The 24036-nt window shown below is 67.8% G+C and carries 23 protein-coding genes and 1 pseudogene; 17 read left to right on the top strand and 7 right to left on the bottom strand.

The genetic code is table 11. The annotated features are described in order from the left end of the window. Positions 1-131 precede the first annotated feature (131 nt). The 4 genes from CHF15_RS45945 to CHF15_RS30710 are packed head-to-tail and all read right to left on the bottom strand — an operon-like array spanning position 132 to position 2983. Positions 132-311 (bottom strand): hypothetical protein, encoded by a 180-nt coding sequence (locus CHF15_RS45945; RefSeq protein WP_245939115.1) that lies wholly within the window; start codon positions 309-311, stop codon positions 132-134. Between the two features lie 30 nt (positions 312-341). Continuing rightward, a complete protein-coding gene (locus CHF15_RS30700; RefSeq protein ID WP_143681668.1) occupies positions 342-635 on the bottom strand; it encodes a hypothetical protein in 294 nt (97 codons plus the stop codon). 32 nt (positions 636-667) lie between these two features. Beyond that, entirely contained in the window at positions 668-1573 is a 906-nt protein-coding gene (locus CHF15_RS30705; protein ID WP_089227168.1) for a phosphotransferase family protein, read from the bottom strand. Positions 1574-1606: 33 nt separating this feature from the next. Beyond that, on the bottom strand, positions 1607-2983 hold the full coding sequence (locus CHF15_RS30710) for a helix-turn-helix domain-containing protein (RefSeq protein ID WP_245939116.1): 1377 nt from the start codon (positions 2981-2983) through the stop codon (positions 1607-1609). A 298-nt stretch (positions 2984-3281) separates the two neighbouring features. Here CHF15_RS30710 and CHF15_RS30715 point away from each other — a divergent pair, with 298 nt between their 5' ends. The 15 genes and pseudogenes from CHF15_RS30715 (at position 3282) to CHF15_RS30780 (ending at position 20366) form a co-directional block, all read left to right on the top strand. Further along, positions 3282-3788, top strand: coding sequence for an ATP-binding protein (locus CHF15_RS30715; protein WP_089227259.1), 507 nt, complete (start codon positions 3282-3284; stop codon positions 3786-3788). A gap of 385 nt (positions 3789-4173) precedes the next feature. Beyond that, the gene (locus tag CHF15_RS44515; RefSeq protein ID WP_143681669.1) at positions 4174-4839 is read left to right on the top strand and encodes a hypothetical protein; all 666 of its coding nucleotides are present in this window, start codon (positions 4174-4176) and stop codon (positions 4837-4839) included. Positions 4840-5698: 859 nt separating this feature from the next. After that, the gene (locus CHF15_RS44065; protein ID WP_143681670.1) at positions 5699-7156 is read left to right on the top strand and encodes an ATP-binding protein; all 1458 of its coding nucleotides are present in this window, start codon (positions 5699-5701) and stop codon (positions 7154-7156) included. Between the two features lie 34 nt (positions 7157-7190). After that, entirely contained in the window at positions 7191-7637 is a 447-nt protein-coding gene (locus CHF15_RS30725) for a roadblock/LC7 domain-containing protein (RefSeq protein ID WP_179280040.1), read from the top strand. Between the two features lie 10 nt (positions 7638-7647). Next, positions 7648-8013, top strand: coding sequence for a DUF742 domain-containing protein (locus CHF15_RS30730; RefSeq protein WP_245939117.1), 366 nt, complete (start codon positions 7648-7650; stop codon positions 8011-8013). Positions 8014-8047: 34 nt separating this feature from the next. Next, positions 8048-8608: a GTP-binding protein gene (locus CHF15_RS30735; RefSeq protein WP_410169670.1), complete on the top strand. Its 561-nt coding sequence runs from the start codon at positions 8048-8050 to the stop codon at positions 8606-8608. Next, positions 8605-9141, top strand: a complete 537-nt coding sequence (locus CHF15_RS30740) for a GAF domain-containing protein (protein WP_089227173.1) — start codon at positions 8605-8607, stop codon at positions 9139-9141. Before CHF15_RS30735 ends, CHF15_RS30740 begins: the two co-directional genes overlap by 4 nt. Positions 9142-9287: 146 nt before the next feature. Then, a complete protein-coding gene (locus tag CHF15_RS30745) occupies positions 9288-10559 on the top strand; it encodes an acyl-CoA dehydrogenase family protein (protein WP_089227174.1) in 1272 nt (423 codons plus the stop codon). A gap of 214 nt (positions 10560-10773) precedes the next feature. Beyond that, positions 10774-10956, top strand: coding sequence for an FxLD family lanthipeptide (locus CHF15_RS30750; RefSeq protein ID WP_089227175.1), 183 nt, complete (start codon positions 10774-10776; stop codon positions 10954-10956). A 211-nt stretch (positions 10957-11167) separates the two neighbouring features. Continuing rightward, positions 11168-14128 carry a lantibiotic dehydratase gene (locus tag CHF15_RS30755; RefSeq protein ID WP_089227176.1) on the top strand — a complete coding sequence of 987 codons (2961 nt, stop codon included), beginning with the start codon at positions 11168-11170 and terminating at the stop codon, positions 14126-14128. Then, positions 14125-15399, top strand: coding sequence for a lanthionine synthetase C family protein (locus tag CHF15_RS30760; protein ID WP_089227177.1), 1275 nt, complete (start codon positions 14125-14127; stop codon positions 15397-15399). Before CHF15_RS30755 ends, CHF15_RS30760 begins: the two co-directional genes overlap by 4 nt. A gap of 26 nt (positions 15400-15425) precedes the next feature. Next, the gene (gene fxlM, locus CHF15_RS30765; protein WP_089227178.1) at positions 15426-17510 is read left to right on the top strand and encodes a methyltransferase, FxLD system; all 2085 of its coding nucleotides are present in this window, start codon (positions 15426-15428) and stop codon (positions 17508-17510) included. A gap of 78 nt (positions 17511-17588) precedes the next feature. Beyond that, positions 17589-18689, top strand: a complete 1101-nt coding sequence (locus CHF15_RS30770; RefSeq protein ID WP_179280053.1) for a hypothetical protein — start codon at positions 17589-17591, stop codon at positions 18687-18689. A 428-nt stretch (positions 18690-19117) separates the two neighbouring features. Further along, a pseudogene (locus tag CHF15_RS30775) lies at positions 19118-19971 on the top strand (IS5 family transposase). Further along, a complete protein-coding gene (locus CHF15_RS30780) occupies positions 19968-20366 on the top strand; it encodes a hypothetical protein (RefSeq protein WP_179280041.1) in 399 nt (132 codons plus the stop codon). Before CHF15_RS30775 ends, CHF15_RS30780 begins: the two are co-directional and overlap by 4 nt. Positions 20367-20388: 22 nt before the next feature. On the opposite strand, the gene CHF15_RS30785 is transcribed toward CHF15_RS30780, so the two are convergent. Next, complete coding sequence (locus CHF15_RS30785; RefSeq protein WP_245939118.1) at positions 20389-20922, bottom strand: NUDIX hydrolase; 534 nt, start codon at positions 20920-20922, stop codon at positions 20389-20391. A 276-nt stretch (positions 20923-21198) separates the two neighbouring features. Between CHF15_RS30785 and CHF15_RS30790 the strand changes: the two genes are divergently transcribed. Further along, positions 21199-21444 (top strand): hypothetical protein, encoded by a 246-nt coding sequence (locus CHF15_RS30790; protein WP_089227179.1) that lies wholly within the window; start codon positions 21199-21201, stop codon positions 21442-21444. 417 nt (positions 21445-21861) lie between these two features. On the opposite strand, the gene CHF15_RS30795 is transcribed toward CHF15_RS30790, so the two are convergent. After that, positions 21862-22512: a nitroreductase family protein gene (locus CHF15_RS30795; protein ID WP_089227180.1), complete on the bottom strand. Its 651-nt coding sequence runs from the start codon at positions 22510-22512 to the stop codon at positions 21862-21864. Positions 22513-22646: 134 nt separating this feature from the next. Then, positions 22647-23180 (bottom strand): carboxymuconolactone decarboxylase family protein, encoded by a 534-nt coding sequence (locus tag CHF15_RS30800; RefSeq protein WP_089227181.1) that lies wholly within the window; start codon positions 23178-23180, stop codon positions 22647-22649. Positions 23181-23316: 136 nt separating this feature from the next. Here CHF15_RS30800 and CHF15_RS30805 point away from each other — a divergent pair, with 136 nt between their 5' ends. Then, positions 23317-23961 carry a TetR/AcrR family transcriptional regulator gene (locus CHF15_RS30805; RefSeq protein ID WP_089227182.1) on the top strand — a complete coding sequence of 215 codons (645 nt, stop codon included), beginning with the start codon at positions 23317-23319 and terminating at the stop codon, positions 23959-23961. Positions 23962-24036 lie beyond the last annotated feature (75 nt).

The following is a 24036-nucleotide window of genomic DNA, read 5'->3' on the forward strand; positions in this document are numbered from 1 at the left end:
CGAGCCGTCGTCGGTACGGCGTCGAGGACTTGGGTCCACAGGTCGCCTGCCTCGCGGCCGAGGCCGAGCCGGCCGTAGCAGGTGGCGCGCTGTACTTCGAGGTAGCCGGGCGTGCGGCGGCACGCGTTGCCCTACGGCAGGTCGTCGTCGACGCGGCCGACGATGTACGAAGCCTCGTCGATGAGCCGGTCGACGGCGGTTCGGTCGCCAGTCAGGGATGCGCCGTGGGCCTGCTGTTGCAGAGACATCACGGCCACCTTCGGCGCGAGCTCGCGGCGGTAGTCGAGCGCGGCCTCGCACAGGTCGATCACGCCATGCCCGTCACCGAGGTCGGTCCGTACCTACGCCAGGTTCACGAGCGAGTACCCGACGAGGTTCACGTCACGGGACCGCATGGCGATCTCCTGCGTTATGCCCCACCAGAAGCTCGCGGCGCCAAGGTCGCCGGCGTCCTGGTACAGCCAGCCAACGAGGGCAGCGTAGGCGGCGCCGACGCGGAGCAGACCGCGCCGGGTCTCGCCGTGCGCGACGCGGACGTGCCGGTCGATGACGGCGTACAGCACGGCACCACGGGCCCAGGCGCCGCAGCGCCGCACATCGGCCAGCCAGCCACAGCACCGCTGTGCCGGGGCCATGCGGGCAGGGCGCCCTGATTTGGCGATCTATGTCAGAGGATGTTCCATCGCGATTGCCATTCCTGACGGTGTAGACCCTCGACACGTTGCCGCACTTCATTCAGGCTGTTCGGGTTGTGGTGGACTTTGCGGGCATTCGTGGTGATCATCCGTAGCTCGCGGATGGCCGTCAGTGTGCGGTAACCCGACCAGCGGGTCACGTCCCAACCGTATGCGTCAGCAAATGCCGCGTAGTGGGCCTGCCCGTGGCCGAAACGCCTGCAGTGAACCTCGACGGTGACTAGGTCCCACTCGGGTTGGCCAATGGCTGCGGTGTCCCAGTCGCAGAGGAGGGTCTCGCCAGCGCCAGCGTGTAGGGCATTGCGGTGTTGTGGATCGCCTTGGATTACCCCGTGCGGTAGTGCAAATTCCACCTCGCTGAGATCCGACTTGAGCCGATCGGTGAGTTCAGTGAGGAAGAGGATTTCCTGGTCGGGAAGGCATGTGATGGCTGTCAGGGATCGGTGGATTGCGGCGATGTTGTCGTGTGCAGGAAGGTCAATGGGCGGAGTGGGCAGCGTGTGTAGCGCATATAGAGGCTTTGCCAACTGGGCTGCAGCGACAGGATGATTGGGTTGGGGGAGATACGTCCAGAAGGTGATGGCGTGTTGATCGACAACGACAGGTTGATCGACTGGGTGCAGGGGGGCCGTGGGAAATCCGGCCTCGGTAAGCCAGCGGACAAATCTGACAGTGCGTGTGACGTGGTCGATGGGCGAGCCCTTCCGTGCGATCTTGACTACGACGTTCTCTGCGTTGAGGTGGACAACTGCATTGGTGTGTCCGCGCAAGAGGCGAGCGTCTGCAGTGTTGAGGCCAACGATCGAGCAGCCTCGGTCCAGCACGCGCCGCATCTCAGCCTCGTCAAACCCGCCGGGCGCCGGCGTCGTGTCTGTCATGACACCCAGGCTCGCCGACTTTCCGCGTCGCTGTCACACCTGTCCGGGAGGAAGCGCCAAGATGTCACGAAGCTCACGTACCGCGCGCCCGTCCCGTATGCCTGGAGGCAAGGCCTGGATCACCTCGTGAGCGCGCTGCTCCACGATAGGCGTGCGATGCGCAGGAGTGATTCGCAGGATCGCGGTTCCTGCGACCTGACAGGCCTCGGCTGCGCTGCGCTCTCGGGCCAGGCAGATGGCCGTTTCCAAGCTGAGGAGCGCTGGGTCGATGCCGGTTCTGGCTGGATAGAGGCGTAGTGCCGCGTCTTGAGTACGTCGGGCTCGGCTGGTGTGGCCCAGGGAGGTGAGTGTTCCGCTTTCGTAGAGAAGGAAGCGTCTCTCGGGGAAGCCGAAGGCGTCGTTGTCGGTCGGCCCGCCTGCTCCGCTTTGTTCGAATGCGGAAGCTGCGTGGCGTAGTGCTACGTCCGCGCCGAGAGCGTCGCCCATTTTCGCCAGGGCCCGGGCTTCGGCCGCGGCGGCGAACGCCGCGGTGGCGGAGGGTCTGCCCCGGCAGATGATCCGTGCTTCCCGTGCCAGGTTCACGGCGGCTTCGAGGGGGCCGTAGTAGAAGGGGAGCATTGCGGCCTGTGCCCTGACCCGTGCCCGCAGTTCTGCGTTGCCGCTGTCATCGGCGGCATTGCGGGCCGTCGCGTACCAGGACTGCGATCTGGAAAGCTGTCCGAGCTTCATAAGCGCATCGGCGACCAAGGTGGCAAGCATGGCCACCAACTCCGAGAGTCGGACTTGCACCGCTGCCGGCTGCCGGTGGGCGGAGAGCTCGTCGACCTCTGCCAGGTGCCGGAGCAAGGTTTCGATCATGGGTGCTGGCGGAGTGTAAACGTACTGCTCGCGGGCCCAGAGCACCTGCTCGTCCAACAAGTCGAGCTGAGTCGCGCTGACGGTTCCGGCTGTAAGGGTACGGTCCACGGACCACCTGGCTGCGTCGACCTGCTGTGCAAGGGTGTCGGTGTCGGTGAAGCCTTTCTGGGGTGAGCGCGGAATCAGGGCCTGTATGGCGGGCACGTTGGTGGGCGACATGGCGCTGCGTGCGAACCCGATGTCCGCCACGGTGCAGTCGAAGAACTCGCAGAGCAGTTCGATGGTGTTGTTGCGCGGTCGGCGGCCTGACTCCCAGTGTCCCAGTTGATCGCCGTCGGTCCGCGGAGCGTCGGCGCGGCCTTCTGCGATGCGGTTGAGATCGTCGGCGGTCTGCTTCAAGGTGAGGCCACGTGCGAGGCGCTGTGCGCGAAGTTCGGACACCCCGCAGTGCACATGGATGATTCGAGCGATTTGCTGGTTCGAAGCTCCCCGCTGGCTGGCTGCCTGCCGGAGCTGCTTTGCGCAGGATGGTGGGTGCGCCGCCTGGGGCATCAGCCCTCCTTCGCTCGGTGGTCGCGTTAGAAAGAGCGTAGTGACGGGCCGTCATAGGCGCTGCCAATCAGTCAGTCATTTCCCGCGCCGGACGAGAATCAGTGACTTCTTTCCTTCGCAGTAACTGATCAGTGACTGATGCGGCTTGCCTGCCTGGTCGCCTTGGGAGCACCTTTCTGGTCTCGCAACGCAGAGCTTCTCCTCGGACGACCCCGCCTCCAGTCAGCGGAGGCACCGTCCCTCGGCATAGGAACGCGGCTTGTCCCCAGGTCAGGCCATAACCCAGGAGGTGTACAGCATGACGGCGCCGACCAGCAGACAGTTCCTGACAGCGCTGGCGTCCGGGGAGGGAGTCGATCGCGTCTCGGTTCACCTGGAAAGCACGGCAAGTTCCGTCGGCAAGGCGCGCCGCTTCGTCGAAAGGCAGCTCGTCTCTTGGGGGTTTCCGCCAGACGAGGACGTAGTGCAGCGGGTCGTGCTCACGGTCAGCGAACTGGCCACCAATGCCGTGCTCCACGGTAGGTCGCGACCGCCGGCCGAGGATGAACTGATCGAAGTAGCCCTCTCGCTCAAGCCGGACTTCGCGCTGGGAGTCGCGGTCACCGACGACTCCGATGCACTGCCCCTGACTCCGACAAGCACTTCAGCGACGGCAACGCGCGGGCGAGGGCTCGTTCTCGTCAGTGCCCTCGCGGACAGCTGGATGACCGCGCCCCGCCAGCGCCAGGAAGCCCATCAAGGCAAGGACGTATGGGCGTTCTTCCGTTGCCACGAAACCAGCGTCGCGCTTCCGCGGACAGCGTGACCACGGTAGCGACCTCCCCCTCTATGGACAGCCGATCGTTCTGGACCCCAGCGGTCGAAAGCGAGCCCATGATCACACCGCCTCGGAGTTCTCTTCTGTGGTTCCCGCCAATCCCCCCGCGGCGTGCGCACGAGGGTGCCGGACCGCGACACATGACGTTCCCGTCACTCGGCTCTGCGATGACTGGTGTCCGGCGTCATCGTCAGCCAACGGCCATGTCGTCCTATGGACCCGGAGCGGTGTCATGAGGCCGACGACCTTCCTCAGCAATGGGCTGCGTGTCCCGTATGTGGTTGCGTGGACAGCCGAGACACCGCAGGTGGCACCGGTGAGAATTCGTCCGGGACCCAACGGAGCGCGTCTTGGGTACGTGCACGAGGATCCCGTGGCCGACCTGTACGAGAACGTGCTGTGGGTCCGGCAGCCGATCGCACCAGGCCGCGGGCGGCCCCACTTCGCTGGCATCCACTCGCGGCGCCAGCGCCGATGCCTGCAGTACATGCTGTGCCAGGTCTGTGATGTGACTACCTTCGCAAGGGCAGACGGCCGTCACCTGTTTCTGTTGCGGGCGAATGGCGAGCAGCCGATCGCAGAGGGCGAGAGGACCACCGCAGGACCGGTGTGTGTGCCGTGCGCAGTGCAGTCCGTGGCCTTCTGCCCGCACCTGCGAGGCTCCTATACAGCAGCGCTCGTCAGCTACTGCCCGACGTGGGGAGTCGCAGGTGTGGTCTACGACCCCGACACCCTGCACCCGCTCTCCGCAGGGCCTGACAACCCTCTGGAACTCGTGGCTCATGACGACCCGCGGATCTCGTGGACGCTGGCCGCGCGATACGTCGTGAGCCTGCACGGCTGCGAACCAGTCAACGTTGCGGATCTCGAGAAGGCCGAAGCCGACACGCTTCACCCCCCGGCCAGCGGCTCGGCGCCAGGGGCGACGGTCATGAAGGGCATCCATCCGGTCCATCGTGACCAGCCTCCCGCTCTGCTGCCCGAGGGCCTGCCGAGACGCCTTCCCCCTAGACCGCTGCCCGCCCCACCGGGCAGCTAGGACGCGTCGCCGACCGCGTCCGACTCGTCACGGCTCCGTTTCCCCCTGACGGATCCGGGACGTGGCAATACCCCGTGCCGACGTCGCGACCCCATCGTGCGCGTCGTCGGCACGGGGGCACCCCAGTCCCGCCTAGGAGATGCCTGCCTTGAACGCGAAGCACCTGAGGATTCTTCGCATCGTGGTGTTCGCGCTCGCGATCGTGATGATCTTCCTGGCCACGTGGCTGCCGCACCACTGAGAGAACCCAATTTCTGCCCACCTTGGACGGCCGTGTTCGTCCCGACCGGAGTTTCGATGCCATCCCCTTCCAGCACGATCCAGCCCTGGCAACTCGCGCTGTCCGAGTGGCCACGTCCGGCAGGGCTGCCCGCACAGCACGACATCGTGGCCACCGCGATGGGCGTCGGCCTGCCGGCCGTTGAGGCATTACGTCTCCAGCCGGCCACGGTGGGACCCATCCTGTGCTGCCCGCTGCACAGGTTCTTGCTGATCCCCGTGCCCGCGGGGACCGCGGAGGTGTGGCAGGCGCCGCACTCGCGGTGCTTGCCGGGTGGGCGCTGGGACTGCGCCGAACTCCTGGGGTCCGGCCCGGCTCGCTGCGGCAGCCGCTTCTGGCTTTTCGACGGCGTCCAGGCCCCGGCTGCGGTCACCAACGCCCGCGACCTGTACGACAGCCTGAGTCGGACCCGTTCGCGCTTGCGGACGGGCGTCCACCGGTGCTCGGGTCACATGGTTCGCGAGGTGTCCGGTGTCTGATCACGTCTCTCGCACGGGCGCAGCGTCTGGTCGGCGGCGCCGAGCACACAGCGCGGGGTCCCCGGGTGTCGCTGCCGCGCCAGGGGTGATGGTCGCTGCTTTGACGAGCGCCGCGGTTGGTGGCGGGTGGCTGGCGGACAGTCTCAGCATCGTCCCAGCGTCGGCAGCAGCGGCGGCTTCGGGTTCGCTGGTCCTGGCCGTGGGTGTCTGGGCGGGTGTGCGCCGCATCGATGCCCGGAGGCGGACTGCCGCCCAGATAGGCCAGCTCAGGCATGAGAGGGACCGGCTGCAGCAGGCCCTGCGCGACGTCTCTGACGCGGTCGCCGTGGGCAGGAAGCGGGTCGCCTGGGCTGTGGATCAGGCCTCCCAGGGACAGTTCGCCAGAGGCGAGTCGGCGATTGCGCCGGTGGAGTCTGGGGACCTGTGCACGGATGTCCTGGCGAGTCTGCAGTGTGCGCTGGCCGAGGGTTGGCAGGCGGTGTTGCGGGCTGCCGAACAGCAGCACGAGGCGTTGGCAGCCGAGGCGGAGCTGGCTGATCTTGCACGCTCCATCACCCCGCGCATGCAGAGCCTGGTCAACCGCGGCATTGCTCTGATCGAACGGGTCGAGCGCAGTGTGGAGGACCCGGACCTTCTTCACGAACTGTTCCAGGTCGATCATCTGCTCACTCAGATGCGCCGGGCCGGGGAAAGCCTCGCGGTCCTGGGCGGCAGTACTCCCCCTGAGCATGCGCAGCCGCTCCTGGTCGCAACCGCGCTGCGGCGGGCGGTGGCCGAGATCGAGCACTACCCCCGTGTCCGGATCGCGCAGCAGCTTCAGCCAAGCCGGCCGTTCGCCCTGCCGGGCTACGTGAGCCCAAGTGTGGTGCACCTGCTGGCCGAGATCATGGACAACGCCGCACGCTATTCCACCGACAAGGTGGAGGTGTACACCACCGAGGTACGCGGCGGGCTGCTCATTGAGGTCCTGGACCGCGGCGGCGGCATACCGGATGACAAGCGCGCCGTGCTCAATGACCTGCTGGCCAGACCGGAAGCAGTAGAGCGGCGCGCCAGGGTCAAGGATGGGCAGATCGGGCTGCTCGTGGCCGCTCTGCTGGCCCGGCGGTACCGCATCAATGTCCAACTGCGGCCCAGTCTTTGGGGTGGCGTCCAGGCGATCGTCGCCATCCCCGAAGCCCTGCTGCTGCAGCATGAGGCGGAGCCGGCAGAAGCCACCGCAGAGCTGCGCCTTCCGGCCTCGCCGGCTCCCCAGCCGTCCTTGCTCGAGGTCCCCTCTCCCCCTCCCGGGCAGGCTGCAGCAGGGCTTCCTCGCCGGCGTGGTACCTCGTCTTCGCATGCCGCCTCGCAGCCCCCTTCCGACCCTGTGACCCCAGATGCGACGGGGCGCGAGGCGCACCGTCCACCGCTGGTCCGGCGAAGCTCCGTCCCGCGGGAACGGGTGCCCCAGCGTCCGGCACCTGCTCCTCGAGGGACCACCGCTGGTTCTCCCGCACACGACTTCATGGCGCAGTTCACTGCGCGCGAGACCCCCAGCCCGACGCCGAGCGACCACTGACTCTCCATCCCCACGACCTGGCAGGAGACTTTCGATGGACACCACCCCGAAGCGTTCGGCTCGCAATGAGGCGGGCGGGCTGCTGACGGACCTGATGCACCGGGTTCCGGGTACGCAGCGTGTGCTGCTGGCCACCGGTGACGGCCTCAAGATCGCGTGGACCGACCAGGACGCGGCGGAGGCGGACAAGCTGGCCGCGCTGATGACGGGTCTCCACTCGCTGGCGCGCGGCGCCTTCGTCACCGCTGCGGGAGGGGTGCGACAGGTCGCGGTGGAGCATGACGCCGGGGGCCTGTTCGTGATGAGCGCGGAAGGCGACGCCGCGAACCCCCGCCTGGTCGGGACACTGCTGGGCGTCGTCACCACCCGGGAGGCATCCCCGGGGCAGGTGGGTTTCGAGATGACCAGGGTGATCAAGGGCCTGGGGGCCCAGCTGGCGGTGCAGGCCCGAGACAGCCAGCCGGCCGGGCGGGGGCAGTGACATGCCTGCGGTGCCCAGCGACGCGTGGGCCGGCAGCCGCTTAGGCGACGTCCGCCCCTATGCCGTCACCGCCGGCCGCACCCAGTCGCGGTATGACCTCAGCCTGACCTCCTCGCTCTGCAGCAGGCCGGCCACTGTGGGCGCGGCGCTCACCCCGGAGTGTGAGGCCCTGCTGCTGCACTGCAGTGGCCACCCCCGCTCGATCGCCGAGCTTGCCGCTCGAACAGGCCACCCGGTGCAGGTAACCAAGATCCTCATCGGCGATCTCCTCGACGCCCGCGCTGTGACCCTCAACGCCCCCACGCCCCGCAACAACCCGGGCACCGACCCGCAGCTCCTGGAGGCCGTCCTTGCCGGACTCAAGTCCCTCGTCTGACCGCCTGCCGACCGCGCCTGACGAGGTGAAGATCGTGATCGCCGGGGGTTTCGGCGTCGGCAAGACCACCTTCGTCGGCGCACTCAGCGAGATCCCCCCGCTCGTCACCGAAGAAGTCCTCACCGACGTCGGCCAGGGCACCGACAGCCTGGACGGCATCAGCGACAAGACGACCACCACGGTGGCCATGGACTTCGGGCGGATCACCTTCACCCACCCCCAGCCGATGATCTTGTTCCTGTTCGGGACCCCCGGCCAGCAGCGCTTCTGGTTCATGTGGGACGACCTATGCCACGGTGCCATCGGCGCCGTGGTCCTGGTCGACACCCGCCACGTGGAGAAATCCTTCGCCGCCATCAACTACTTCGAGGAGCGCCACATCCCCTTCGTCGTCGCCGTCAACCAGTTCACCGACGGCGACCGGTACGGCGCCGACGAGGTCCGCGACGCACTGGAAATCGCCGCAACCGTGCCCGTCCTCATCTGCGACGCCCGCAACCGCCACTCGGTCCTCACCGTGGCCATCGCCCTGGTCACCCACGCCCTCACTGCCGCCACTCCCCGTCCCCTCACCCGCCACGGAGCACACGCATGACCCACACCGAGCACCAGCACGCCAGCACAGAACAACGCCGCACCGAAGTACAGCGGGAACTCGGCCTCACCGGAGACGCCGATCCCGAACTCGACGCATTCGCAGCCCGCCTGGCCCAAGAGGCGGGCGTGCCCTTCGCCATGGTCAACGTCTTCACCCCGGACCGGCAGCAGTTCGTCGGCCTACACGCCCCCGACGGCCCCGACGCCGCACCGGTGGGCCGCACCATGCCCCTCCACCACGGCTTCTGCCGTGCCGTGGTCGACCGGGCCCGGCCACTGGTTCTGCCGGACGTCTTCGCCGCCCCGCGCTTCGCCGGCGACCCCGTGATCGACCTGCTCGGAATCCGCACCTACGCCGGTGCACCCCTGATCCACGACGGCGTCGTGCTCGGCACCGTGTGCGCGGTCGGCCCCGACGAGAAGCCCCAGGAAACCGGCCAGGACTCACTGGCCCTGGTCAACCGGATCCGCGACGAGGTCATGGCCCACCTCTACCGGCGGGCCGGACACCAGCAGCCGCACACCCCCTAGCCCTGCCTCCTGCGATCTCATCCGTCACCGCGCGCTGCTGTCGCCGAGACGCGGCGCCGGCGATGGCAGCGGCCTACCCATCCGGCGCCCACGTGCTGTCGAACGCCACGACCGATGCCCCCACAGCAGTGAAGGGAGCCCCCACGATGTCCGACTGGTACCTGACACCGGAACACCAGCGGCTGCGCCACGAAGTCCGAGCCTTCGCCGAGACCGAGATCGCACCCCGTGTTGCCGCCATGGAACAGTCCGGGGCTGTCGAGCACGACCTCGCTCACGCCATCGCACGTCAGGGATGGATCGCTGCCACCATCGACACCCTCCACGGCGGCATGGGCGCCGGCCACCTCGCCAAAACGATCATCATCGAAGAGCTCTCCCGCACCAGTGCCGCCATGGGCGCCATGGTCCAGGCCTCCCAGCTCGGCGTCGCCAAAGTCGTTCACTTCGGCACCCAGCAGCAGAAACGGTTTTGGCTGCCCCGGTTCGCCGACGGCTCCTGCCTGCCCACCATCGCGGTCACCGAACCCGTCTCCGGCAGCCACGTCCTGGGCATGGAAACCACCGCAGTCCGCGACGGCGACGCTTACGTCCTCACCGGCCGCAAGACCTACGTCGGCAACTCCCACATCGCCCACGTGCACGGCGTCGTCGCCCGCACCGCACCCGGATCACGCGGACTGACCGCATTCCTCGTCGAAGCCAACCGGCCCGGCCTGACCCTGCTCCCCTACCGGCCCACGCTCGGGCTGCGCGGCTTCAGCTTCGGCGAACTCCTCTTCGAGCAGTGCCGCATCCCTGCGGGCAACCGTCTCGGAGACGAGGGCGACGGCCGGGACGTCGCCTACTCCTCCAGCGTCCTGTACGGCCGCCCGAACCTGACCGCCGTCTCCCTCGGCATCCACCAGGCCATCCTCGACGAGGTCGTCCGCTTCTCCTCCGACCGCCTTCGCTACGGCAAACCCCTCCACCACCTGACCAACATCAAACTGAAGATCGGTCAGATCACCTCGCGACTGATGACCGCACGTCTCGCCGCCTACCACGCAGCCCACCTCCTGGACACCGGCGTGGCCTGCGACAGCGACCTCATGAACGCCAAACTCATCAACGCCGAATCCGCCATGGACTCCGCACGCGCAGCCATGGAAATCGAGGCAGCCGCCGGACTGACCACGGACCGGCCCCTGGAGCGCTACCTCCGCGACGCCCACCACATCTACGCCCCCGCCGGCACCTCCGACATACAGCTCCTCAGACTCGCCGAATCGGCGCTCGGCCTGGACAAGGGCCAGTGGTCCAGGCGACTGGCCATGCCCAAGTCGGCAGATCAGTACGCCGCCGCGTCCGGCTTAACCGAGCAGCAGTGCCCGCCGGGCACTGCCCGACGCGAAGTCCTCAACAGTTCTCAGCCGTGAAGCGGTCATGCGGTCCGTGCATCGATCCCGGGACGTGTTCGGCTCGTAGACGGCGTGATTCAACTGCCCGCAGAGACTTCCCGGTTCCTACGGCCTTCGTCGACGGGGACCGGGAGACCGGGCCTGACCCAGCGCGGCAACCCGCTGTGCTGCCAAGGCCTGGCGAGATCGGTACGACCCATCCAGATCAACCCAACGATTCACAGGAGTTGCCATGCCCAACAACCTCGGCCTCGGCACCACCCACGTACAGCCGCAGACAGCGGACTCGACCACGTCGGACGGCTTCGACCTGGACATCACCCTGCTCGAGGTCGGCGACGCGGCCGGTCTGACCAACCTGACCGACGACGGCTGCGGCTCGACCTGCGGTGCCTGCACCACCGGTGCCGCCTGACAACGACACCTGTCCCTTGTCCGGTGCCGCCACGCCCAGGCGTGGCGGCACCGCTGCCCGCTCCCGTCAATTGGAGGACACTGTGGCTTCTTCCCCTTCAGCGTTCCGGGCTGGAACGACTGCACTGGTGCGTGCGGTGGCCTACCCAGCCCGTCGGTATCCGCCGCTTCCCGATCTCGACGAACGCTCCTCCCCAGGCACCTCGGCCTCCTTGACCTGGTTGCGGACGGTCTGCTCGGATCCCGACATCGCCGAAGCGCTGCAGCATGCAAGCCCGGTCCTTGCCGCGCGAGTCGATGCGCTCCTTGCCGCGAGTGCACCAGTTTTCAAAGAGGTGCGGCGCGTGGTGCTGTCGGTGAGCCGCTACCTGCTGCGGGCCGAGCACAGGGCGACTCCATTCGGGTTGTTCGCCGGCGTAACCACCGCCGACCTCGGATCCGACCCTCACGTGACATGGGGCGCTGAGCCGGCAGTTACCGCTCGGGCCGGGGCCGGATGGATAAGCAATGTGATCGAGCGCTTGGAGGCGTGTTCCGAGCTGCTGGAACGCGTGCCCGTCGTGGTCAACAACACCGCCACCATCCGCGGAGACAGGCTGGTGGTGCCGTTCCTGTCGGAAGCTGCGGGAAACGGCGACGCCACGCGTGCCGTCGAAGCCTCTGTGTCCTTGACCGAACCACTGCACCTGGTGCTGTCCGCTGCCCGCGCACCCATCACTGTCGGCGAACTCGCCGACAAGCTTGCCACTGCATTCCCCTCCACCGGGAACGCGAAGGTCCGGCGCATGATCAGTGAACTGGTCCACCGTCGTGTCCTGATCACGAGCCTGCACGCACCCAGCACGCACACCGATGCCCTCGGGTACTTGCTCGAACAGCTCGACGCCCTGGGCGCCGACAGCCTCCCCTCCAGTGCCCCGCTCGTTTCCCGGCTGCAGGCCGTCGCTGGGGGCCTGCGGGAGTGCGCCACCCGTCCTGGCCGGGAGGCGGTGACTGCTGCCATGTGCTCGATAGCTCCGGGACAGGCGTCCCATCCGTTGGCGGTGGATCTGGCCTTCGACGCACAGATCGGTTTGCCGGCATCGATCGCTCGCGAAGTCGAACGCACCGCCTGGGTGCTGACGCGTGTGAGCGCGCACCCATTCGGTACGGCGCAGTGGAGTGCGTATCACATGCGGTTCTACGAGCGGTACGGCATCGGCACGATGGTGCCGTTGCAGGACGTCGTGGCGGACAGCGGCATCGGGTTTCCCGACGGCTATCCCGGCGCTTCGTCCGGCGAACGGCGGCCGCGTCTTTCCGCCCGGGACGAGGTCTTGGTGCGGTTGGCGCAGTCGGCTGTGCTCGATGGGCTCGAGGAGGTGGTCCTTACCGACGAGCTGGTGGCAGCGCTGGACGTGGGGCCCGAGGAGGTCCGGGTCCCGCCGCATCTGGAGATCGGCGTGCGTGTGCACGCCACCGGTGTCGCCGATCTTCGGCGCGGCCGGTTCCGGCTGGAGGTTGCCAGCGTGTCCCGTGGCGCCGGCGTTTCCATCGGCCGGTTCCTGGACATCCTGCGTCCGGGCGAGCGGGCAGCTTTGTATGCCGAGTTGGCTGACCTTCCGGCCGGTGACAGCAAAACGGTGCCGGCGCAAGTCTCCTTTCCCCCGCTGCTACCGCAGACCGCACACGTCGCCAGGGCTCCGAAGGTCCTGTCGACGGTGATCAGTTTGCAGGAGCACCGTGTACCTGGCCCCGAGGTGCTGACTCCTGCGGACTTGGCGGTGGGCTGCGATGGCCGCCGGATGTATGTCGCTGCCCCCGGACGGGGGCAGCGCATCGAGCCGGTGGGCCTGCACGCGCTCAATTTGGTGCGCCACACCCCACCTCTGGCACGGTTGTTGGCGGAGTTGCCCCGCGCCCAGTGCGCTCAGGTCACGCTGTTCGACTGGGGCGCTGCGGCGGCGATGCCGTTCCTGCCTCGGGTGCGGTACGGCCGGACGGTGCTGGCTCCGGCCCGCTGGCGGCTGGAGCCATCCGAGCTGCCTGGCCGCGGGCGTTGTCGAGCCGAATGGGACGACCAGTTCGCGCAGTGGCGGGTGCGGCGGCGCCTCCCGCAGCGGGTGTTCCTCGCCGAGGGCGACCAGCGCCTGTTCCTTGATCTTGACCAAGCGGGCTACCGGACACTGCTGCGGCACCATCTGGACGGTGCCCGTCCGGCGGTTCTCGTCGAAGCGCCCGGCCCTGAAGCGTATGGCTGGTGCGAAGGTCGCGCCCACGAGATTGTGGTCCCGGTCAAGGCGACCCGTCCGCCGGCCTGGCCGGCTCTGCCCGCCCCGACCTGGGCCCGCGCGGCTTCTCCCGCCCAGGTACAGGCCCCCGCCGGCTCGTCGCTGCTGCTCATCTCCCTGTATGGGGACATCCGCCGCCAGGACGCCGTACTAGCCAACCATGTGCCTGCGCTGCTTGCGCGGCTCGGGGACCCAGCGTGGTGGTTCGTTCGCTTCCGTGACCCCGATCAGCACCTGCGCCTGCGGATCGCCCTGCCCGGCCCAGGCGCCTTCGCGAAGACCGCTCGCACGGTGAGCGCCTGGGCAGATGAACTGCGCGAGGCTGGATTGCTGTCCGACTTACGGTTCCCCACCTCCTACCGTGAATTGGGCCGCTGGGGCTCCGGACCGGCTTGGGAAGCGGCCGAGGAGGTGTTCCGTGCGGATTCGCGGGCTGTCCTGGCCCAACTCCGCCAGTATCCGCGCCCGCACCAGCGGGCACTGGTGGCCGCACACTTCGTCGCGATCGCTTCCGCGTTCCTAGGCAGTACCCAGGCCGGTATGCGCTGGCTGATCGGCCATGTCCCTCCCACTGCGCCCGGACCCGTGCCTCGCGAGCATTTCATCGACGCAGTGCACTTGGCTGACCCGTCCGGCAGCTGGGCAGCCCTGCGTGAAATACCCGGCGGAGCCGCCATCCTTGCGGCGTGGGCCGACAGGGACGCCGCGTTGGCGGCCTACCGGCCGCACCTGCCCGGCCCCGACACCCAGGGCATCGACGTCGACGACGTCCTGACATCCCTGCTGCACGTCCACTTCGTGCGACACGTGGCAGTCAACTTCCCTGAAGAGGAGATCTGTCTCTACCTCGCGCGCGCCGCAGCGCTGGCCTTCACTGCCCGCACCAGCAGGAGTGCCCGATGACCGAGCATCCCGCACTCGCCCTGGCCGACGCCGTTGCCACCGAACTCACCGACCCTGCAACAGCGCCGCTGGACAAGCCGGCCGTGACATCGCACCGGCAGTCCCTCGCCCACGGTCTCCCCGGCATCGCTTTGCTGCACATCGAACGCGCCGCAGCAGGACGAGGCCCGTGGCAGCACGCCCACACCTGGCTTACTGCGGCCGCCAGCACTCCCCTGACCAGCGGGCCGGACAGCCACCCCTTCTACGGTGCGCCCGCCCTTGCCCACGCCCTCGCCTGTGCTGCTGAGCACCTGCCGAATGCCTACGCGAGCGCCCTTGACGCGCTGGATCAGCAGATGCGCATGGATGTAGCCCGCCGCTTGGACACCGCGCGTCGCCGCCTCGACGCAGGGGACCTTCCGGCCCTCGCCGAGTTCGACGCGATCCGGGGCCTGGCCGGCTACGGCGCCTACCTCCTGCGCCGACCAGGCAGCGAGGACGCCCTGCGCGCCATCCTGGAGTACTGCGTGCACCTGACCGAACCGATCACTCACGACGGAGCGAGCCTTCCCGGCTGGTGGACTCCCCTTGGACCATCCGGCCGGCTGGACGAACGGTTCCCCGGCGGGCACGCCAACAACGGCATGGCACACGGAGTCGGCGGCGTCCTCGCCCTGCTCGCCCTCGCCGCCCGGCGCGGCCACCTCGTAGAAGGCCACCACCATGCGCTACGCACGATCCTGGCATGGCTGGACCAATGGCAACACAACACCGGCAGCGGCCCATCCTGGCCGTACTGGGTCACCCAGGAAGACATGCGCACCGGCGAGCTCCCCCACACCGGGTCACAGCGACTGTCGTGGTGCTACGGCACCGCAGGTATTGCCCGCGCGCAGCAGCTTGCCGCGCTCACGCTCGGCGACACCGCCCGCCAAGTCGTAGCCGAACATGCCCTGTCAGTGGCCCTGCACGAACCGTCGCAGCTTCGGCACACGACGGACCCGGGCATGTGTCACGGCGTCGCGGGCCTGGCACACATTGCGGCCCGTGCCCTCCAAGACGCCCATGCATCGACGCGCCCGCAACTGCTCGCGGTCCTGCCCACGCTCCTGGACGTAGTCCACTCGCCGCAGGCCCACCCCACACCAGCAGCACAAGCACTGCTGCACAACCACCGTGCCGGGGCGGGATTCCTCGATGGTGCCGCCGGCATCGCCTTGGCCCTTCTCGCCCCCACCACCGGCTCGTCACCCCGAACTGCCTGGGACGCCTGCCTGCTCCTGGGCTAGCCCTGCCGACCGCGTAAAGGAATCCTGTGTCCCCCACCCTCTGGCACCAGCACAACGTCGTCTTCCCTCACCGCAGAACCGCCCAGCAAGTCATTGCCGAGCGCATCGGCCCGACCCTGGAGCTGGCCCAAGAAGCCGACCAGCTCACCGGCTGGTGGTTCATGAACAAACAGCCCTGGCCACTGCGCTACCGTGCCGCGCAGCCCTCCGAACTGATCGAGACCCTGCTCACCAGCCTCGTCCACGACGGCACGGCACTTGCGTGGCACCCAGCCATCTACGAACCCGAAACCGACGCGTTCGGCGGCCCACACGCCATGGCCACCGCCCACCAGCTCTTCCACCACGACAGCCGCCACCTTCTCGCCCAACACCACAGGCCAGCACTCCTCGGCCGCCGGGAGACCGCTGCACTGCTGGCCAGTTCCATGATGCGCGCGGCAGGACTGGACTGGTACGAGCAAGGAGACGTGTGGGCCAAGGTCGCCGCTCTGCGACCCACCGCCCCCACCCTGGCCCCTGAGCGCGCGACCGCACTGACATCGGCGATGCGCGCCTTGATGACCACCGAGCCCCATCGCCTGTGCCGGCCCGGCCGACCGCTCGACGGACACAGCACATGGGTGGACGCCTTCGAAGAAGCCGGGGCCACCCTCGCCGACCTCGGTCGTTGCGGTCAACTCACGCGAGGCCTACGTGCCGTCATCGCCCACCACGTGATCTTCCACGCCAACCGCGCCGGTCTCCCCCTGGACGACCAAAGCGCCCTGTCCCACATCGCACGAGAGGCCATCATGGGATCCAGTGACAACACCGCGTCAACCAACAAGCCCACACCCACCGCCAGTAGCGTCGACACGGTGACCACCGACGCCACCACCACGCCAGCAGCCGACGCCGAACAGCTCCGCAACGCACTGGTCGACCAGCTCCAAGCCGACGGCCACGCCCGCACCCCAGCCGTCGCAGCCGCCCTGCGGAACGTTCCCCGCCATCTGTTCGTACCCGACGCCCCACTCGAAGACGCCTACGCCAACACGCCGGTACACATCAAGTACGACACCGACGGCACCTCGATCTCCTGCGCCTCCCAGCCCGAAGTCGTCGCCCTGATGCTGGACCAACTCGACGTCCAACCCGGCCAGAACATCCTCGAGCTCGGCGCAGGGACCGGCTACAACGCCGCGTTGCTGGCCCATCTCGTGGGCGAGCACGGGCACGTCACCACCATCGACGTCGACGAAGACCTCGTCCAAGGCGCCCGGGCGCACCTGGCTGCGGCCGGCTACAGCAACGTCGAAGCCCTCACCCGCGACGGCGCTGTCGGTCACGCTTCCGGCGCCCCGTACGACCGGATCATCGCGACCGTCGGCGCCCACGGCGTACCCCACGCCTGGACGCAGCAGCTCGCACGCGGCGGCCGGCTTCTGACCCCGCAGCGGCTGACGGGCAGCGTCTCACGCTCCATCGCCTACGAACACCACGAAGGGCGGTGGATCTCCGTCGACAGCGCGATGAACACCTTCATGCCGCTACGCAAGGGCATCGCCGACGACGACCGCCAGACCGTCCCCCTCGCCGAAGACGGCACCGTGCGGCTCCAGGCCCCGGCAGGACACGAGGTCGACATCGCAGCACTGGCCGGTGTCCTTGCCCAGCCACGCACCACACAGACCTGGACCGGAGTGTTGTTCCGGGCCATGGAGAGCCCCGAGTGGATGGAACTATTCGTGTCCTGCTCCGTGCCCTCCGGTCTGTTCCGGATGCTGTTCCCTCCATCCGCAAAGGGCACCCTCCTCACCAGCGACCCCTACCCGTCCTCCACCGCGGCCGTCGAGGAGGGAGCCCTCACCTATCTCGCCCGGCGCCTGTCGCAGCAGACCACCCCGGACGGCGGCAAGCTGTGGGAGTTCGGAGTCATCGGGCACGGCCCCGGAAGCGAGGACCTCGCCGCCATCGTCGCCGAAGCCATCCGCACCTGGGACCGCCTCTATCGCGACCGGCAAGCCACCTTCGAGATCCAGCCCCTCGATGCACCCGCTGACCCACCATGCTCCGGCCACTTCACACTTGCTACTCCGCTAAACCGCATCGCCGTCGCCTGGCATTGAGCCTTCCCCGGGTGCCTGCCGACCCTGCGGTCGGCGGGCACCCTGCCCCACTCCCCGATTCAAGGGACGCCCATGGACCTGGATCCGCGCGGCGCCATAGCCCAGCGCATCCCATTGATCGCACGTTTCCGCCCCGCCTGCCTTCCGCTGCCCGAACGCATCCAGTCGCTCGTCGAACTCGCCCGCTCCGCGGCAGACCGGGTTGACCAGGGCAGTGCTTCGGCTGTCTTCAATCAAGCCGCACTCCTCGCCTCCGACCTCGATCTCCCGGACCTGGCCAACAGGTGGTGTCACCAGCACGCCGCCGCCTACCTCCATGCCTGCCCCCTGCCCGGCATGAGCGCGATCCGCGCGCTCGAGCCGATCGTCAACCTTGCCCGCCTCCACATCCGCGCCGGCCGCGCCAATGACGGTCACACGCACCTGCTCTCCCTCTACAACGCCGTCTGCTCCGGCACTGCCTGCGACTTCGGCACCATCACGGTGCCAGCCCAACTCACCAGGACAGAAGAAGACCACAACGAAGTCCGCGCCTGGCTGTGGCGCGTCCTGCTCGCCGACGGCACCCGCGCCCTCACCGCCACAGGCCGCTGGGACGAAGCCCTCACCCACGTCCAGGCACACCGCGGTGTCGGTAGCCGCATGCTCGACGGCCGACAGGTAGCGGTGATCGCCGCTCTCACCCAGCGGGACACCGCACAGGCCGCCAGGCTCATCGTCGAAACAGCCCCCGGCGAACCCTGGGAACAGCAGATCACTCTCTGTCTGAACGTCCTACGTAAGCGCACGGACGGCAAAGCCAAAGAGGCAGACCTGGAAGATTTGGCGAACTCCTACACCGAAGACGGCCCCTCAGGCCACGGCATGACCGTCTTCGACATCCGTCACGGCCTGACCATCCTGGACCTCATCGAAAACGCCGAAAACCCCCACGCCCGACGCCTGGCCGAAGATCTATACCGACGCACCATGCACGCCCTCGACGGCTACGCCGCCCGGGAAATCACCTCAGACCCACTCTTCACCACCGCGGCTACAAGCCCCCAGATCGACTCCTGCCACGCCCTGATCCAACGATGCGGTCTCAACACACGAAACCTCAACCAGCCAGACCACGCGCTAGTTTCCCGTGCCCTGACCTCCAGCAGCAACGTCATCCACCGCAGCCTGGCCCCATAGGAAGCCCCCAGTGCACTCACCACAAGGTCGCAAGAACTCCCGCCAGCGTGACTGCATTCCATTGCCATAGACAAGGCCGATGGTGCTGCGAGTCGCCAAGGGCCTGTACCAGGCCTGAACGACGCTGGCCACGCAGCGATCCTCGTCGGCCAGCACAGCCCGACATCCCCATGGACCCGGTGCTGTCCTCCTATCTCGACCACCTCAACGAGCTGGTCTACCGGCGCGACCTCCCCATCGCGAAGGAATGTGGTGACCACTACAGGCCGCTGGCGCTAACCTCACCCTGCCCCCAGCCGACCTCGGCCGGATCGACGTGGTCTTGTGAGAGGTCGTTAAGTCCGATTTCCCTGGTTCGCGATCGCTCGATCGTGGTACTGATCCTCGTCCGGGCCGACTGTTCGTCATGCCCATGCTGAGATGTGGGCATGGAGCGAAGACCGTATCCGAGCGACTTATCGGATGAGCAGTGGGCGTTGATCGAGCCGATGATCACAGCCTGGAAGCAGGGCCGGGTAGCGCGGTCGGCGACCGGGGATCCCGGGTCCTGCGACCTGCGGGAGGTCGTGAACGCGATCTTCTACCAGAACCGGACCGGCTGCCAGTGGCGCTATCTGCCCCACGACCTGCCGACCTGGTCGGCGGTGTTCTACTACTTCACGCTGTGGCGTCAGGACGGGCTCGACCAGCGGGTCCAGGAACTCCTGCGTTGCCAGGTGAGGGAGAGAGCCCGCCGATTAGAGGACCCGTCCCTCGTGATCATCGACACCCAGTCCGTGCGCGCGGCCGCCGGTGTCCCGAAGACCACGACGGGACTGGACGCCACAGGAGGATGTCGGGCCGCAAGCGGGGACTGGCCGTCGACGTTCTGGGGCTGATCATCGGCGTCGTCGTGCTCGCCGCGTCCGCCCACGACAACGCCGCCGGCACCGCTCTGCTCGACCAGGCGGCCGAGCGGTGCGGGATGCGCCTGGAGAAGGCTCTGGTGGACCAGGGCTTCAAGGACGAGGTTCTCATCCACGGTGCCCTGCTGGACATCGACGTCGAGGTCGTCCGCCGCAACCCGGCTGACCAGGGCAAAGGCTTCGTCCCGCAGCCCAAGCGGTGGATCGTGGAGCAGGTCAACGGCACGTTGATGCTGCACCGGCGCCTCGCCCGTGAGTACGACCACCGACCCGACACCTCCACCTCGCGCGTCTACTGGGCCTCGATCGCGAATATGGTCCGCCGCCTCACCACACCGAGTCCGGCCTGGCGCGACGCCCTCGGGCTGGCCGCGTGAACGTCATCGAGCTCCTGGCCGACCTTCAGGCCCAGCACGACGAGACCACCGCTCGGGCCGTTGAACTGCGCGAACAGATCAAGCACTTGACTACCGCCCTGGCCGAGATCGAAGCGCGACTCGCGGACCTGGCCACCACCCGGAAGGTCATCGCCGAACTCGCACCGGCTGGAGGCCAACCCGCACCGCCCGAGACGAACACCGCCTACCAGGCCATCGTGAACGCCTTCAACCAGCACCCCGACCAAGAGTTCCGAGCCCGTGAGCTGCACGAACTCCTCGGCATGCCCACCGACGAGGCATCCGTCAACATCACCCGCAGCCGTCTCGGACGCCTCACCCGCCAAGGCTTCCTCACCCAGCCCGGACGCGGCCGCTACCAGAAACGGACTTAACGACCTCTGAGCAGCAGGGGTATCACTCAGTGACCCCCGCAGCGCGGCCGGCCGCCAGGCGATTGACGTGAGCGCGGATCCGTCCGCGGTCGTCGGGAAAAACACTGTCCCACTCAGCGTCCAGGCGAAACCACGCGGCCTGCTGGCCCTGCTCGCCGCGGAGCGGCACATCGCGTCCGACAATCGCGGCGTAGGACAGGCCCAGCGTCGGGGACCAGTCGGCCCGATAGGAGCGGACCGCCACGGCCGCGGGCTGATCAAGCAACTCGGCCTGCAGGCTGGTCTCCTCAAACAGTTCTCGGGCCGCCGCCGCACGCGGCCCCTCGCCCGGCTCCACCTTGCCGCCGGGCGGCACCCAGCCACGCACACGGTGCTTGACCAACAGCACGTACTCCAAGCGGGGGTCGGTGACCCACACCTCGGCCGCAAGCGGCTCCATCGGACGCTGCAGCGCTTCCTCCAACCACGACCGAGCGTCGTCGAACTCCCACGCGGCGAGGCCAGCATCCGCTACAGCCTCGTCCAAGGTCGCCTGCCCCTCATCATCATGACTCACCCGCACCACCCTAGAGCGACGGACCAGCCACTTGTTGCAGGGATGGCGGACCGCCCTCCGGTCGTGTCCGGGCGAGCCGCCCCGGTTCTGGAACGGTTGGGCGATCGCTCATGGTGTCCGCATTTCACGGAGGAGCCAACGGCACAATGACCGAACGTCGGAACTGCGGGCCTGAGTGGTACGGGGCGGCGCTCACCTCCTGACCGCACCACACCGCGCCGCGCCGCGCCGCACCAACGAACCGATCGTGCTGGTTCACGTGCCACCGCAGGAGGTGTGCCGGCCGCACTGTTGGTGGAGGTGTATCAGCACGGCGAGGGCGCGGTGGAGCCGTTGCCGTGGATCCTGATCCGTGCAGCCGATGTCGATCCAGAGCAGGTTTGGCAGCTCGCCGACGCGATCGCCACCGCCCGGCATCTGCCGATCACCGTCGTTCTGCCCGCGACCCCGGCGACCCGGCAGGCCTTCCCCCACAAAAGAGAGGGGGACGGCCATGAGCGACACCACGTGGGCCGCCGGTGAACAGCACCTGGGGCTTCGGCGACCTGGACTGGTAGCCGACAAGAGCGAAGGGGCTGCTGCCGCGATGATCGCGGCAGCAGCCCCTTCGGCTCTTACAAGGGGTGTCACCCGACACGTCCCCGCTGCAGATGGCGCGCCTACCTGCCTGGCGAGGTGTAGCGGGCTCCGCCCGGGGGCCGGGCGGTGGTGTGCGGTGGTGAAGTCGCGGGCTGCTGCTCACCCGAGGGCTGGCAGTGCGGGCAGAGTGGCGGCCGAGGTCGGTGTCGATGGTTCCCCATCCGCGGCAGCGCTCGCAGTCGCGGGCCAAGACAGCGTTGGCGCAGGGAGCGGGGCTTGCCCCGTCGGTCATACCGCGCTTCCTCCGACTGCGTCGGGCGGTAAGGGGCAGGCGCGCCGATCGCGCACCCGCTTGGTTCGTCACATGTGGGTGAAGATCTTCTCGGCGTCGAAGCGGGAGACTGGCTGGCGAGAGACGCGTGTCTCGTCCGGGTAGCCGAGCATGACGAGCAGCGTCGTGGTGAAGTCGGTGTCGGTGAGGTCGAACGCTTCGTCGATCGTCGCGCGGTCGAAGCCTTCCAGCGGGGTGGCGTCGACTCCGAGAGAAGCGGCGGCCATCATGGTCGCGCCGACCACGAGGTAGGTGTTCTTCTCCAGCCAGTGGAGTACGTCGCCGCCATAGTTCTCCGACTGGATCTCCACGAAGTTGGACGCTCCAGCCTCCCATCCCTTCTGGATCTCCGGGTCCGCGAAGCGACCGTCCGCGCGCTCCTTCGCGAAGATCTCCTGCAGGTGCTTGTCGGGAATCGTCTTGCGGGTCGTGAACACGATCGCGTGCGACGCGTTTCGCACCTTCTCCGCGTTGTCCGCGAAGCGGCCGACGAGAGCGTCCGCAAGCTTGTCCTTGCCGGCCTGCGACTCCAGCACATGGAAGTGGTTCGGCTGGATGTTGACCGTCGTCGGCGAGCTGCGCAGGTAGCGCAGCAGGAGCTGAATGGTCTCCTCCGGGATCTTCTTGTTCGGGTCGAAGTAACGGGTGAGGTGCTTGGTGATCAGAGTGTCGAGCTCCATGGCTGGCTTTCGTTTCCTTGTCGGAGAGATCGGTTCAGGAGGCGGATTACGGGTGTGGGAGTCACGTCAGTACGGGGCGAAACGTCGCTGTCATGGCGACCTCTGTGCCAGTCGACGTGTCGTGAGGTTGCTGGTTACGCGCCCGCACCGGGGATGTCGACGGCGGTGTCGTTGACGTTGTTGAGGTAGTTCGTGAGCAATGTGACGACCACGACGGTGACGATCGCCTGGATCTCGGGGTCCGTGTACCCGGCCTCGCGGACCGCGGCGATGTCCTCGTCGCCCACCTGACCGCGGGTCTCGATCACCTGCTGGGAGAAGCGAGCGACTGCGGCACGCTTGGGATCGGTGGATCCGCCGGTGCGGGCCAGCTCGATCTCCTCGGTGGACATGCCTGCGAGGTTCGTGGAGATGTATCCGTGCAGCGCCGAGCAGTAGGCGCAGTTGTTGGAGTGGGACGTGGCCAGCGCGATCGTGTGGCGGGTCTTCGCGTCGAGGAGCTTCGCGATGCTGCCCTGCAGGCTCATCACGATCTCCAGGACGGCCGGGTTGCCGGCGAGCGTGGTGAACATGCCCGGAGCGAAGCCGAACTGCTTGGCGATGGTGTCGAGCGTGCCCTGCGTCTTGGCGTCGATGTCGGTGAGCTCGGGCGTGGTGAGACGAGACATGGTGGTGGTCCTCCGGGCGGTATCAGTTCTGGGCTGCTCAGCCCACTCAGAGTCAACCCGACGCGGAATGGGCTGTCAAGCCCAATCAGTGTTCATGTTGGGCTGCTAAGCCCAATCTGCGGGGTAGGGTGGTGACATGCAGATGAACGATGGATCGCGTGATCTTCGCGGGCGCACCGGCAAGGGGCTGGCGACGCGAGGTCGCATCCTCGAGCACGCCGCGGACTTGATCTACACGCGGGGGGTCCACGCGACGAACAACGAGCTGGTGCGAAGATCAGCGGGGATCAGCGGCTCGCAGCTGAGCCACTACTTCCCGAACAAGGAGAGCCTGGTGCGCGCCGTCATCGACTGGCAGGCCGAGAGCGTGCTCGGCTTCCACCGAAGCGAACGGTTCGCCGGCTTCGAAACGATCGAGGCGTACCAGGAGTGGGCGGACTTCTACGTCGTCTCCGGGCGCCCGTTCGAGAACGGCTGCAGCCTTGGATCCCTCGCGAGCGAGATCGTCAAAACCGATCTGGATGTCCGCGACGACCTCACCCGGGTCTTCGCCGAATGGCAAGACATCTTCCGAGCGGGACTCGAGCGGATGCAAGATGCCGGACGACTCGACGCGTCGGCGGATCCCGCGCAACTCGCACACATGCTGATCGCCGCCTACCAGGGAGGCAGCCTGCTCGCGCAGATCGCCCGCGACGTAGCACCATTGCGTGACGCGCTGTATGCCGCGGTCGAAAATCTTCGCGCCTACACAACGTCAGACGACGTCGCGCGAACCTGATACGAAGCCCCGGCCTCTTGTTCCAGAGTTCCGTCGGCTTGGGCCAGCGGGCCCCCACAACGCTGCGGGCTCGCA

Source organism: Actinacidiphila glaucinigra (assembly GCF_900188405.1).
Taxonomy (GTDB): domain Bacteria; phylum Actinomycetota; class Actinomycetes; order Streptomycetales; family Streptomycetaceae; genus Actinacidiphila; species Actinacidiphila glaucinigra.